This is a genomic window from Wohlfahrtiimonas chitiniclastica DSM 18708, assembly GCF_000375345.1.
Lineage (GTDB): Bacteria > Pseudomonadota > Gammaproteobacteria > Cardiobacteriales > Wohlfahrtiimonadaceae > Wohlfahrtiimonas > Wohlfahrtiimonas chitiniclastica.
The window spans coordinates 763,136-776,643 of record NZ_AQXD01000001.1; the positions used below are offsets into that span (position 1 = coordinate 763,136).

Consider the following 13,508-nt stretch of genomic DNA (forward strand, 5'->3'; position numbering starts at 1 on the left):
ATGATAATGGCTCCCGAATGGGAGCTTTTTTTATTGAAAAAGTAGGCGTATAATCGCGAGCATCATTTGCAAATGATAATCATTGCTATTATCAGCCAATCGTCAAGGAAATACGACTATGAAAACATTATATAAAATGAGTTTAGTCAGCACATTGTTACTCTCAAGTGCTGCATTGGCCCAAGAGTATCCCGTTGGCCAACCAGTGATTGAAAATGGTATGGAAATCCAAGGGGTGTATCTTCAACCGATCACCATGGATACAGAAGAAGGTCATCACCACATGCACCATCTACCTGCCACTGAATCGGATGTGCATTTAGAAGCGGACATTCACGCCGTTGAAGATAATCCTAATGGCTTTGCCGAAGGGGATTGGATTCCTTACTTAGTGGTGGATTACACCATTCAACGCGTTGATAAAGAAGGCAGCAAAGCCCAAAGCGGCACATTCATGCCAATGGTGGCATCAGATGGCCCACATTATGGTGACAACTTAAAACTCGATGGCTTTGGTAAATACAAAGTGAATTTTAAAATCTCTCCACCTTCTTACAATAAAGATGTGATGTTTGGTCGCCACATTGATAAAGAAACTGGTGTTGCGCCGTGGTTTGAACCTTTTGATGTTGAATGGGAATTTGACTACGCAGGGACAGGCCGTAAAGGCAGTTACTGATCCATCAAGAGCGCAATTGCGCTCTTTTAACAGATGAGGAATCAATCACCATGACAATCAAACAATGGATGACAATGCTCGTGTGCAGCTTGATGTTCACGCTGCCCGCTTTTGCCAAAGCTGACAAATACACCGTTGAACTCGAAATGAAAGATGGTGATTTGATCCCTTTGGTGTTAGAAGTTCCAAAAAAAACCAAAATCCGCATTGAAGTGAAAAATACAGGCACGCAACCTGCGGAATTTGAAAGCACACAACTGCGCAAAGAGAAAGTGTTAGCCCCTGGCGCAAAATCTGTGGTGGTCATCGCACCTCTTAAACCGGGTGAATATGAATTTTTTGATGACTTTCATTTAGATCATCCGCGCGGAAAAATTGTTGTTAAAGAGTAAAAAGGTCACCGATGGGAAACGTATTATTTGTTGTTTGGCGCGAAAGCTTTGAAGCCTTATTGGTCATAGGCATCATCTACAGCTGGATCAAGCGCCATCCGGACACTAAAAATGGCATGAAATTTTTATGGGGCGGCGTTGCCCTTGGCGTGTTGCTCTCTGTGTTGTTAGCACTGGCCATTTATGGTGTGTTTAGCAACCTTGAAGACCTCTATCAAGCCCTCTTTATGATCTTTATGGAGGTGCTTGCCTGTATATTGATCGTGCAAATGGTGTATTGGATGAACAAGCATGGCAAAGAGATGAGCCGCGCCCTCATCAATAACATTGATCAGCAGGCCAAACAACATTCTTGGTGGGGGGCGCTTTTCATCATCGCCATTGCCATTGCCCGTGAAGGCAGTGAAATTGTGGTGTTTTTATCCGCCATCATCATGAATTTAACGCCAGAAACCACAGGCGCATTTGCCGCAGAAGTGGCCATTGGCTTAGGCGTTGCTGCCATTACGCTCGCTCTTTTCATCTGGACATCTAAAATTGTGTCATGGAAATGGTTCTTCACCATTACCGGCATCATGCTGCTCTTTTTAGCGGTGACTTTATTGTTGCGCGCCTCAGATGAAGTGGCCAATTTACTGCTTGAGTATGACATTGATCTCCCAAGCTTCTTTGAAGCCACTTTATGGGACACAAGCCACCTGCTTGATGATGGTCAAGGTATTGGCAATTTCTTATCGTCATTCTTTGCCTATCGCTCCGCACCGACGGGATTATCTGTCATCGTCTTTGCCCTCTATTGGATCATTGTGATTACACTATTTTGGAGAGGACGCCGTGCGCACGCTGCTCATTAGTTTGGCTTTATTGGCAACATTGACGGTGACACATGCAAAAGTGGGTCGCCAAGCCATTTTACAATCAGGGGATGCGCCCATCATCATTGCCCTTGGGGACATTCCAACGCCAGAAGCGTATCAAACAGCGATTGATGATTACATGGTGTTTGTCAGAGCGCGCCTTGAAACCGTGGTGATGGATTTAAAGGCGCTCTCCACAGCGCTTGAAAATAATGATCTCCAAAGCGCTGAAAAATACTATTTAAGCGCCCATTATGCCTATGAAACCATTCGCCCAATTATTTTGGTGTTTGGCAATATGGATCGCATGATCAACTCGCCTGCAAGCGCCTATTTATTGCAAGAAAATGATCCGAATTTCAAAGGCTTTCATGCAGTTGAGTATGCGCTCTTTCATGAGCATGATGTGCACAATGTCCTTCGAGAAAATCAGCGTTTACTCAAATATCTGCGTGATTTAGTCAAACGCGTGGAGATTGAAACGCTATTTTTACCCAAACTTGTGCAATCAGCGCCCGATTTTGCCGAGCACATTTTAGAGAATAAGTTATCAGGGCGTGATCATTATTATAGCGGTGCAGATTTAAGTGAAATCAATGCCAATTTAGAAGGCATCACTGCCATTTTAACTGTTCTTAAACCTCATTTAGATGATGCTTTTATGACCTCTGTTGAAGAGAATATTCATGCCATTCGACAGCAACTTTTGCCCTATGATCAAGCAGGTGCATATTTACCCCTTGATCAACTCACGCAAACGGATCGCCAGCATTTGTATGGCTTGACCTCACAATTGGCCGAAGCATTGGCGCAATTGCGTGGTTTATTGGCCATCGAGGTGTATCACTCATTTGATTCAAAGGAGATGCCCTAATGTCTCACTCCCCTTTTCGTCGCTCCCTATTAAAAGGCTTAGGATTGAGTGGCGCTGCGCTATTGATGAGCTCATCGATTGCACACACTGCCCGTCAAACAACAGACAATCGCCCCTTTCCTGATCACTTTTATGATACGGTGCCCGCTTTTGGCATCCATCAAGCGGGCATCATCACGCCAGAACCGAAAGAGTCCATTTTTATGGCCTTCAATCTTTTAGTGAAAACCCGTGATGAGTTGGATGCATTATTTCAAAAACTCTCCAAACGCATTGCCTATTTAACGGCGCCCCAAACCCTAGATCATGATGATGATCGTCAATTTCCACCCAAAGAATCTGGATTATTGGGCGGACAATTATTGCCCGATCAACTCACCATTACCCTTTCTGTGGGCTCATCTCTCTTTGATGATCGCTTTGGTTTAGCGCCCTTAAAGCCCAAACATTTAATCGCGATGAGTAATTTCCCGAATGATCGCCTAGATCCAAAATGGTGCGGCGGTGATTTAGTTTTACAATTGTGTGCAAACAGTAAAGAGATCCTCATTTATGCCTTACGGGACATCATGAAGCATCATTATCATGACATGGCACCCCTTTGGAAAATGGATGGCTTTTTACCCGCCCGTGACATTGAAACACAATCCACCCCCATTAATCTGTTTGGCTTTAAAGATGGCACAGGCAATGCCCCAAGCAATGATTCAGCCTTGATGAATGACATTGTGTGGGTCACCGAGAAAAACAAAGAGCCCTTATGGTGCTTAAATGGTTCCTATCAAGCCATTCGCCTCATCCGTTTTAACCTTGAATTTTGGGACAGAACGCCCCTTGAAGATCAAGAAAATGATTTTGGACGCATCAAACATTCAGGCGCACCGATTGGCATGACGCATGAACATGATGACCCACAATTTACCCTAGATCCGCATGGTGACCGCGTGCTCTTTGATTCCCACATGCGCCGAGCTGAGCCGCGCGTGCCACATCGTTACAGCGCGCCCCTTCGCCGCAGAAGCTACAGTTATTCTTTAGGCTTAACAGACAGCGGATTACTGGACATGGGACTCATTTTTGTGTCGTATCAAAATGACCTCAATCAAGGCTTCATTAAAACGCAAAAGCGCCTCAATGGTGAACCCTTAGAGCGCTACATTGAGCCCTTTGGGGGCGGTTACTTTTTTGCGTTACCAGGGATGAACAATCCGAATGAGTATTTAGGTCAAAGTTTATTTGTGGCAGCCAAGCAGCTTTAATGCATACCTTTAAAAAAGAGGCTTTAAGCCTCTTTTTCATTCATGTCATCTTACTCTGCAAAAATGCTGGGATTGCGATTTTTCACAATGGCATTGGTCACGCGAATGGTGGAAATGAGTCGATTGTCATCGAGCGCATACACATTCACATCCCACACATGCGTGCTTTTACCGCGATGGACAATCTGCCCTTTTGCCACAACGGTTTCCCCGGTGCGCGCCGATGAAATGTGGCTTGCGCTGATCTGCATGCCCACACAGCTTTTATCTGGCAATGCAATGCTAAATGTGCCAACGCCTGCCACGGTTTCAGCCAATGCAATTGTCGCGCCGCCATGCAAATAACCGTATGATTGAATGGTGCGCTCATCTACGGGCATTGTGGCTTCTACATAGCCATCTTCACTGACGGTAAAATCAATGCCTAAGTGCCCCACCAATGTATTTCGCGTGTGCGCGTTCATTTGTTCTGTGCTTAACATACCATATTCTCCTGTATTCACTTCTGACGAGTTATTTTCTCATTTTAAATCAAATAATGGTAAAATTGGCGTTAATTATTCATTCATATTTATAGGAGTTATCTTTTGATCTTCTTTCTCTCATTCCAATTCATTGGGTTAGCAGTTGTTTTGGCGGGCTTTATCCTATATGCCAAGCGCAAAGAGATTCCTGTTTTCTTTTTCATTTGGCACAAAAAGCGCATTTTCTTTGCGTTAGAAGCCCTTGTGTTTGCGTTGATCATTTTGGTGTGCATCAAACCTTTAACCAATAACATTCGCTGTGCTTATAATGGTCATTCGATGAATAAAGTCACCAAATATGATTGGATCAATGGACAATGTTTAGTGGAATATGGGACTGGCAAAAACAATAAGCCAACTTATGTTCCGTATGAAAGAATTCGTGGCACTTCTGGCGAAGGCAGCGAAGATGGAGCAACTGAGTAATTATCATGATTCAAGAAGATATTAAAGGTAAACGTGTCATTGTGGGCATGTCTGGCGGCGTCGACTCTTCTGTGGCAGCCCTTTTATTAAAAGAGCAAGGCGCAGACGTGCATGGCGTTTTCATGAAGAACTGGGAAGATAACTTTGAAACGGGCTATTGCTCGGCGGAAGAGGATGTCAAAGATGCCCAAGCAGTGTGCAATACCCTTGGCATTCCCCTGCATAAAGTCAACTTTGTGAAAAACTACAAAGAGCGCGTGTTTGCCTATTTTTTAGAGACATTAAAGTTGGGCTTAACCCCAAATCCTGATGTTTTGTGCAACAAAGAGATCAAGTTTAAAGCCTTTTTAGATTATGCCAATGAGATGGGCGCAGATTACATCGCCACCGGCCATTATGCAAGAACGCACAGAGCCGATGGACAAACCTATCTCTTAAAAGGGTTAGACAATAATAAAGATCAAAGCTACTTTTTGCATTTGTTGAGTCAGATGCAGATCAAAAATGCCCTCTTCCCTGTCGGTGAGCTTGAAAAACCTGTGGTGCGTGAATTGGCATTGAAACATAAACTCATCACCTATGATAAAAAAGATTCAACAGGCATCTGCTTTATCGGTGAGCGCGATTTTAATGAGTTCATTGGTCAATACATTGCCTCAAAACCTGGAAAAATGATCACGGTGGATGGCGAGGTGATTGGCGAGCATCAAGGCTTATCTTTTTACACCATCGGACAACGTAAAGGCTTACACATTGGCGGCGTGAAAAATTCAACCGGTGAGCCTTGGTTTGTGGTGGAAAAGAATCTTGAAGACAATACTTTGATCGTGGCGCAAGGTGAGCACCCTGCTTTATATAAAGAGAGCTTAACTGCGCGTGATGTTCATTGGATCAATACGAATTTAGATTTAAATGCCATCAATGAGAATCTCACCGCGAAAATCCGTTATCGTCAAAAGGATGAAGCGTGCCGCATTGAATTTTTAGACGATGGACGATTATTTGTGGCATTTGATGACCCCCAGCGCGCAGTGACGCCGGGGCAATCGATCGTCTTTTATCATGGCGATGTCTGCCTAGGTGGCGCGATCATCGAACGTTAATCTCAAACCTCAAGTTACGACTTGAGGTTTTTTTGTCGTGCTTCAATCGCCGCGAACATCGCTTTGACATCTTCAGGATGATATAAACCATTCATCACCAATACGCTGCGATCAGAACCTGTGGGCGTATAAATAATGCTGTCGGCCTCTTTTTTAAAGTAAGAGATGTGTGCTTTAATGCCGGTGACTTTTTGCATCTCAAAGGCACCCGAACTCAACGGATACACGCGCCCTTTCCCTAAAGGTGATTTAACCACCAACGCATCCCCCACAAGGGAAACACGTGCCATCGATGTCACATAGGCAAACACGCCAAGCACCACAAAAATGAGCCAAGAGATGTTCACCTCTGAGGCACGTGCAATGAAAATCACAAATACTGTAATGATGATAATGTACACCGCCATCACAAACTGTCCTTGGGCGGGCGTTTTAAATGTCATGCTTTGATTATTCATAGATCGTCCTTTATTGTGTTATCGATGGATGATCAAAGTATAGTACTTTCTCAGCATTTAAGCCAAATAAGGTCAAACTTATTCCATTTAACCTTAATATGAATCAATAATCGATATGATCTAGGAAAAGTCCAGAAGCCGGCGCTGTGATGCCACCTTGTTTACGATCTAAACTCTCAAGCACAGATTTTGCATACGTCACAGGCGCTTTGCCACTGCCAACTTTTAATAGTACGCCCACAATATTGCGCACCATATGATGCAAAAAGGCATTGCCATGGACATCAATGTAAATATAAGCACCTTGTTGACGCAAACGAATGTCAAAAATTTCTCGAATGGATGTGGGCGCTTGGCATTCACTGGAGCGATAAGCGTTAAAATCGTGCTCCCCAATCAAATCATTGGCCGCTTGCTGCATGGCTGCAACATCTAATGGATAGTTGATGTGCGTCGTGTAAAAGCGATCCATCACGGAACGATAAGGCAAATTGGCAATCACATATTGATAATAGCGACCTTTGGCGCTGTAACGGGCATGGAAATCAAGCGGCATGCGGCGCACTTCAGCAACAGCGCAATCATCAGGGAGATTTGTATTGATGCCGCGAATCCATGAGTAATCACTGCGCTGTGCCGTTGTGATGAAATTCACCACTTGATTACGCGCATGCACGCCAGCATCGGTGCGCCCTGCACACATCAATTCAATGGAATGATTGGCAACCTTTTCAATCGCTGGCACAAGCACTGATTCAACTGTGCGAACCGGTGGTTTTTTTTGTGCCTGCCAACCTCTAAATTGCGTGCCATCATAAGAGATGACCAGCGCGATGTTCTCTTTATCCATTGTTTTGCTGCTGACTGTTGCGAACGCGTTTAGATTCAATGATCGCTTTTGAGCGGCTCATTTCATCAATGAAAGAATTGCCACGTTTAAGCGCCAATGTCACCAATAATACGTCCACAATCGCTAAATCGGCTAAGCGCGAGATCATCGGAATGTATTCGGTGGTGTCTTCTGTGGCGCCAGATTCAAGCACCACATCAGAGGCTTCTGCCAACGGTGAATCTTTAGTGGTAAAGGAGATCACTGAAGCACCATTGGCTTTAGCAAATGATACAGAATCTAAAATGTCTTGGCTGCGCCCTGTATGGGAAACGGCGATCAACACCTCTTTTTTACCCATCAACGATGCCGCAAGCGAGTGAACGTGATGATCACTGAACACGGACACATTAATGCCCACGCGCAACAATTTTTGTTGAATGTCGAGCGCCACAACGTTTGATGCGCCATGCCCAATGCACAATACATTCGATGAGCGCAGTAAAATTTTCACCGCTTGCTCAACTGCCTTCACAGATAAAGACTCTTTGGTGCGAAGCAATGCCGCAGAGGCTTGCGTAATCACTTTATTGACGATGTCTTTTGTGTTGTCAGACTCAGAAACATTGCTGTGTATGAATGGTACGCCAGCATTTAAAGATTCTGCCAACTCTTGTTTAAACACATGATAACCGTCAAAACCAATGGCGCGACAAAAGCGGATCACTGTGGGTTCTGAAACGCCCACCGTTTTTGCCAACATACCAATTGAGAAAGAGGCCGCGTCGTTCGGGTGATTCATGATCCAATCGGCGACGAGTTTTTCTGATTTTCTTAGTTTGTCACGATGGCTTCTGATGTGTGAGATCACTCTATTCATCCTCCATAAAGGCAATGGTTTGAACTAGGCCGGTTAATGCAGGGTAAGGATCGGTCACCACAAAGGTTGGAATTTTTTGCAACAACGGGAAAACCGACGCACTGTGCTCAAAGGCACTGCGAAAGTCGGACTGTACAAAAAATTCTAAAAACCGTGGGATGATGCCACCAGCAAGATAAACGGACTTAGCTCCCGTAATTAAAGTGTAGTTTTTCGCTACACCGCCAATCATAGCACAATATCGACCAAAAAGTTGCACAGCAAATGCATCTTTTTTATCAATTAATCCAGAAACCAGCGCCATTGGTGATGAATCTTTGTGCTTTACATTTAAAAGTTTTGTCATGTAGTCAATGAGCTGTGGGATGCCTCTTCGACCGCCAATAAAATCTTCCACAATGATCTCATCTTTTCCACTACATCTTAACATTTGCCAAAAGTTTACAATCTCTTGGTCTTCCATCATCATGGCAGAGTGCCCGCCTTCTGAGGGAATCGCCAACCAATTGTGATGATGCACCACCAAACTTGTGCCAATGCCTGAGCCTAAGCTCATGGCAAGCTTTGGCGCATAGGGGGACAATTCACCGCCGCCCACTTTGACCAATGATGATTCAGGCAAATGGGGTAAGGCTGCGCCAAGCATCTCCACATCATTGTAAAAATGAACCGTCGATGGAGCTAAACGTGCCTTCACATCACTTAACTTAAATTGCCAATGATTATTCACAAAGTGAACATCATCTAACTCAACAGGCGCCGCAATGGCCAAAACAATTAACTGCGGACGTTCAATGCCGAGCGTTTGACAATAGGCATCAATCACTTCATCGGGGGCATTAAAATCTGCGGATCGATGAATCGCAACATCATGATAGTCATAGGCTTCATCCACCCACGCCACACGGGCATGCGTTGCACCAATGTCCGCAATTAAGGCTCGAATCTTAGTCACGCGGCAACCACTCATTGAGGACTTTTAAGGCATCTTGTAAGCCAATGGTGTGATCGGTTGCAGAAAAGAGCTGCACCGTTACAGGCATTTTGAATTCTTTTAGCGCTGCTTGCACTTGAAAAAGCGCAGTTTTTGCAGGGCCACGTTTTAATTTATCAGCTTTGGTCAATAAAATGTGGGTGGGTAAATTTTGCGCTTCGCACCACTCTAACATTTGTAAATCCAATGGCGTTAAAGGATGGCGTACATCCATCAACATCACTAACCCCACCAAGTTTTTACGCGTTTCAAAATAGCCTTGCAATACAGATTGCCAATGCAAACGAATGCGCTCAGGCACTTTTGCATAACCATAACCTGGTAAATCCACCAAGTAGCTCTTTTCATCCACTTCAAAGTAGTTGATGAGCTGCGTGCGACCTGGGGTTTTACTCGTGCGCGCCAATGTATTTTGAGAAGTTAAGGCATTTAAAGCACTGGATTTACCTGCGTTAGATCGGCCAGCGAATGCCACTTCTCTGCCATCGTTGTCTGGCAATTGATTGAGCTGATTGGCGCTCGTTAAAAATGTTGTCGCATGAAAGCGTTGAATTAAATTACTCATGGTCCTCTTCTTGATTCTGTGAATCTGTTTCGCTACATTCCCCTGTGACAATCGTCAAAGCGGGCATGTATTTCGTGTTGATCGTTTGCATAAAATTGATGTCATCGATGGAGAGCGCATCCATACTATGGGTATACGCTTTTTGGGCGATCTGCACAAAGCGCTCGGCATTTGCATCGCCAAACATCACCACCATATTGCTCGCAATACAGCGAGATTGAAATTCTGTGATGTCACCTGCATCGATTTGCGCTTGCTGCATGGACATCAATTGTGCAATCAAATTTTGTTCGGTAAAGCTAAAAGGTCCCTTCATCTTTTCAAGGGCGTTGAAGGTCAATTGCCCCTGCCCGTAAGCTACGCTTAACGTCAGTATCAGCAAAATTGTTATTTTTCGCATGAATTTAGACATAATCCAGTAAAATCCGTTGATATCTCTCAAATAAGCCACCACTTCCAAAATCAGCTTTTGTGGCATAAAAGGTGTTTATGTTATACTCACGTTTTTGCAAGGAGGCCCATAACCCTAAAATCAGGCAAGCATGATAAATGATTTCAACGATTTTTGCTCGTTTTATCATTGTTTATCAATCTAATAATCTCCCCATACGTCCCTTGTCACGTATCTCTTTTTCAACCTAAACAAACAAGGATCATTTATGCCAGAACCTTCATGGACTCAACATAAGTTTTTCAAAAGCTTAAACATCCCCGTTTTTGTAGGCGCGAATCTTCTCATTTTACTCTTGCTCGCAGTCACAATCTTAGTGCCCAACACTGAGCAGCTCTTTAACTCCATTCAAACATGGATTGTCGATAACCTCAAATGGTATTACATTTTGTCAGTGGCCATCATTTTAGGCGCTGCCATTTTCATCATTTTAAGTCGCTATGGCGACATCCGCTTAGGGCCGGATCATGCACGCCCGAATTACACCAACTTTAGTTGGTTTGCCATGCTCTTTTCAACCGGCATGGGCATCGGTTTAATGTTCTTTGGCGTGGCAGAACCTGTCATGCATTACATTGCACCGCCTGTGGGCGATCCTGAAACCGTCGCCGCTGCCACCGAAGCTTTACGCTTAACCTTCTTCCATTGGGGCTTACACGCTTGGGCCATTTATGCCATTGTGGGCTTGATTTTGGCGTATTTCTGTTTCCGTCATAAACTCCCCCTTGCCCTTCGCTCTGCCCTTTATCCGCTCATTGGTGAACGCATTTATGGCCGCATTGGCGATGCAATCGACATCTTTGCCGTCCTTGGTACAGCGTTTGGTGTGGCAACATCCTTAGGCTTTGGTGTGGAACAAATTTATGCAGGATTGGATTATTTACTCAATTACAAACTCTCTGAATATGGGAACAATCCTGATAGTTTATTGTCCATCGGCGGCATTAAAATCTTAATCATCGTGGTAGCAACAGCGGGCGCAACATTATCTGTGAGCTTAGGTTTAGATAAAGGGATCAAAATCCTCTCTGAAACGAACCTTTATATGGCGCTTGCTTTAATGCTCCTTGTGCTCTTTTTAGGTGGCCGCACGGTGGATCTGTTCCAAGCATACATCCAAAATACGGGTAGCTATTTATCTGACTTAGTCAATAAGACCTTTAACCTTTATGCGTATGAGCCAAAAGATCCGAAAGATTGGATCGGTGGCTGGACGATCCTCTATTGGGGTTGGTGGTTATCATGGTCACCATTTGTGGGCATGTTCATTGCACGCATTTCACGCGGTCGCACCATTCGCTCATTTTTACTCGGCGTTTTATTGGTGCCCGCGGGCTTTACCCTCCTTTGGATGACGGTCTTTGGTAACTCAGCCATCGACATGATTCGAAACGATGGCATGATCGAAATTGTCGATGCCATCAATACGGATAAATCATTGGCGCTTTTTGTCTTCTTAGAATCCTTCCCGTGGGCATCGCTCTTATCTGGCCTTAGTATCGTGATGGTGTTCATCTTCTTCATCACCAGTGCCGACTCAGGTGCCATTGTGATGGACATGCTCTCCTCAAACAAAACACAAACGCCCCTTTGGCAACGTGTGTATTGGGGATCGATCACAGGCATCATCGCCATCATTTTAATGAGTGCCAATGGCTTAGAAGCACTACAAACGGCAACGATTGCCTCCGCTTTCCCCTTCAGTTTGATTCTGCTCTTCTCACTTTATGGGCTCTTTAAAGCGCTGCGCATCGATTATGGTAAACGCGAGATTCGCACCAACTCCATCAACAATTTCCAATCAAGCTTTGTGTCAGGCGGTTGGCAAAAACGTTTGCGTGGGCTTGTGCTCTATCCGCGCCGTGATCATGTGATTCGTTTCATCAATGAAACGGTGGAGCCAGCCTTTGAAGAGATTGCCGCTGAGCTCTCTAAACAAGGCATCAAAACCACCATCACGCGTAAAGGCGATGATGACATTCTCTTTGAAGTGGAACACGGTAAAAATGACAACTTTATGTATCGCATCAAAGCACGTCACTATTTAAAACCGAACTTTTCCTCCATTGAGGCTTCTGATGTTGATCCAGATTATCAAAAGTACTTCCGTGCAGAAGTCCATTTAGATAATGGCGCGCAAGGCTATGACATCATGGGTTACAGCAAAGAGAGTTTGAGCAATGACATTGTCGATCAGTACACCAACCATCTACAATTCATTCATAACTTTCAGTTAGAACACAATTATGTGCCTGACAATAAAGAGGCAAAACCTGAAAAAGAGGAAACGCCACCTCAGGCTTAATCCTTACTCATTAAAAAACCTCGGCATGCCGAGGTTTTTTTGATTCAAGCGCTGTTAAAAAACAACCGTATGATTGCCATGCACCAAGACACGATCTTCAATGTGATAACGCAAACCGCGCGCTAACACAATCTTCTCAATATCGCGCCCAAGGCGAATCATGTCTTGCACATTGTCCGCATGGGTGATGCGCGTCACATCTTGATCAATGATGGGACCGGCATCTAAATCCTGCGTCACATAATGGCACGTTGCCCCAATTAACTTCACGCCACGTTGCGCTGCCTGATGATACGGGCGCGCACCCACAAACGAGGGCAAAAAGCTGTGATGAATGTTGATGATTTTATGTTGATAACGCTCACATAAATCTGGCGGAATGATCTGCATATAGCGCGCGAGCACAATCGTGTCGGCTCTGAGCTCATCCATCAAATTCTCCACTTTCGTAAAACTTTCACTTTTATTCAAGGGGTTCACAGGCACATGGTGATAAGGCACGTTGTACCATTCCACTAAACTGCGTAGATCATCGTGGTTAGAGATCACCGCAACGATGTCACAATCTAACTCACCCGTTTGCCAGCGCGATAAAAGATCCACCAAGCAATGTGAATCTTTACTCGCCATCAATACCACACGCTTTTTCACGGCTGTTTCAGAGATTTTCCATTTCATCGAAAATTTCTCTGCAATCGGTGCAAAACGCTCTTTAAACTCATCTAAGCTGCATGACAATGAATCTGCTTGAATCACATGACGCATAAAAAAGTAGCCGCTGCCAAAATCTGAGTGATGATTTGCCTCGGCAATCCACCCACCGTGTTCTGCAATAAATCCACTGATTCCAGCAACAATCCCGACTCCATCCGGGCATGACATAGTTAAACGATATGCGTTCATTGACTCTTT

The 13,508-nt window shown here is 44.5% G+C and carries 16 protein-coding genes; 8 read left to right on the forward strand and 8 right to left on the reverse strand.

The annotated features are described in order from the left end of the window. Positions 1-118 precede the first annotated feature (118 nt). From B143_RS0103545 to efeB, 5 genes are all read left to right on the forward strand, one after another. On the forward strand, positions 119-679 hold the full coding sequence (locus B143_RS0103545) for an iron transporter (protein ID WP_008314477.1): 561 nt from the start codon (positions 119-121) through the stop codon (positions 677-679). Between the two features lie 74 nt (positions 680-753). Next, on the forward strand, positions 754-1,071 hold the full coding sequence (locus B143_RS0103550; protein WP_416236263.1) for a cupredoxin domain-containing protein: 318 nt from the start codon (positions 754-756) through the stop codon (positions 1,069-1,071). An 11-nt stretch (positions 1,072-1,082) separates the two neighbouring features. Beyond that, complete coding sequence (locus B143_RS0103555) at positions 1,083-1,925, forward strand: FTR1 family iron permease (RefSeq protein WP_018122231.1); 843 nt, start codon at positions 1,083-1,085, stop codon at positions 1,923-1,925. Beyond that, positions 1,906-2,802, forward strand: a complete 897-nt coding sequence (locus tag B143_RS0103560) for an EfeM/EfeO family lipoprotein (protein ID WP_018122232.1) — start codon at positions 1,906-1,908, stop codon at positions 2,800-2,802. The genes B143_RS0103555 and B143_RS0103560 overlap by 20 nt, the downstream gene beginning before the upstream one ends. Further along, positions 2,802-4,061 (forward strand): iron uptake transporter deferrochelatase/peroxidase subunit, encoded by a 1,260-nt coding sequence (efeB, locus tag B143_RS0103565; protein ID WP_018122233.1) that lies wholly within the window; start codon positions 2,802-2,804, stop codon positions 4,059-4,061. Before B143_RS0103560 ends, efeB begins: the two co-directional genes overlap by 1 nt. A gap of 50 nt (positions 4,062-4,111) precedes the next feature. On the opposite strand, the gene B143_RS0103570 is transcribed toward efeB, so the two are convergent. After that, on the reverse strand, positions 4,112-4,543 hold the full coding sequence (locus B143_RS0103570; RefSeq protein WP_018122234.1) for a PaaI family thioesterase: 432 nt from the start codon (positions 4,541-4,543) through the stop codon (positions 4,112-4,114). Between the two features lie 105 nt (positions 4,544-4,648). Between B143_RS0103570 and B143_RS0103575 the strand changes: the two genes are divergently transcribed. Both B143_RS0103575 and mnmA read left to right on the forward strand, forming a co-directional pair. Continuing rightward, positions 4,649-5,011 (forward strand): hypothetical protein, encoded by a 363-nt coding sequence (locus B143_RS0103575; RefSeq protein WP_008314464.1) that lies wholly within the window; start codon positions 4,649-4,651, stop codon positions 5,009-5,011. 5 nt (positions 5,012-5,016) lie between these two features. Further along, positions 5,017-6,114 carry a tRNA 2-thiouridine(34) synthase MnmA gene (gene mnmA / locus B143_RS0103580; protein WP_018122235.1) on the forward strand — a complete coding sequence of 366 codons (1,098 nt, stop codon included), beginning with the start codon at positions 5,017-5,019 and terminating at the stop codon, positions 6,112-6,114. A 14-nt stretch (positions 6,115-6,128) separates the two neighbouring features. Here the strand turns inward: mnmA and B143_RS0103585 are convergent, their stop codons facing one another. The 6 genes from B143_RS0103585 to B143_RS09710 form a co-directional block, all read right to left on the reverse strand. Further along, positions 6,129-6,572, reverse strand: coding sequence for a hypothetical protein (locus tag B143_RS0103585; protein WP_008314461.1), 444 nt, complete (start codon positions 6,570-6,572; stop codon positions 6,129-6,131). A 103-nt stretch (positions 6,573-6,675) separates the two neighbouring features. Beyond that, the gene (truA, locus tag B143_RS0103590; protein WP_018122236.1) at positions 6,676-7,422 is read right to left on the reverse strand and encodes a tRNA pseudouridine(38-40) synthase TruA; all 747 of its coding nucleotides are present in this window, start codon (positions 7,420-7,422) and stop codon (positions 6,676-6,678) included. Next, positions 7,415-8,281 (reverse strand): MurR/RpiR family transcriptional regulator, encoded by an 867-nt coding sequence (locus B143_RS0103595; RefSeq protein WP_018122237.1) that lies wholly within the window; start codon positions 8,279-8,281, stop codon positions 7,415-7,417. The genes truA and B143_RS0103595 overlap by 8 nt, the downstream gene beginning before the upstream one ends. Further along, positions 8,274-9,236, reverse strand: a complete 963-nt coding sequence (locus B143_RS0103600; RefSeq protein WP_018122238.1) for a glucokinase — start codon at positions 9,234-9,236, stop codon at positions 8,274-8,276. Before B143_RS0103600 ends, B143_RS0103595 begins: the two co-directional genes overlap by 8 nt. Next, on the reverse strand, positions 9,229-9,840 hold the full coding sequence (gene yihA / locus B143_RS0103605) for a ribosome biogenesis GTP-binding protein YihA/YsxC (protein ID WP_018122239.1): 612 nt from the start codon (positions 9,838-9,840) through the stop codon (positions 9,229-9,231). Before yihA ends, B143_RS0103600 begins: the two co-directional genes overlap by 8 nt. Beyond that, a complete protein-coding gene (locus tag B143_RS09710) occupies positions 9,833-10,240 on the reverse strand; it encodes a hypothetical protein (RefSeq protein ID WP_248647496.1) in 408 nt (135 codons plus the stop codon). Before B143_RS09710 ends, yihA begins: the two co-directional genes overlap by 8 nt. Positions 10,241-10,499: 259 nt before the next feature. On the opposite strand from B143_RS09710, the gene B143_RS0103620 reads away from it, so the two are divergent. Next, positions 10,500-12,596 carry a BCCT family transporter gene (locus tag B143_RS0103620; protein ID WP_018122242.1) on the forward strand — a complete coding sequence of 699 codons (2,097 nt, stop codon included), beginning with the start codon at positions 10,500-10,502 and terminating at the stop codon, positions 12,594-12,596. Positions 12,597-12,650: 54 nt separating this feature from the next. Here B143_RS0103620 and purU read toward each other — a convergent pair whose 3' ends face one another. Next, positions 12,651-13,499, reverse strand: coding sequence for a formyltetrahydrofolate deformylase (gene purU, locus B143_RS0103625; protein ID WP_008314445.1), 849 nt, complete (start codon positions 13,497-13,499; stop codon positions 12,651-12,653). Between the last annotated feature and the right edge of the window lie 9 nt (positions 13,500-13,508).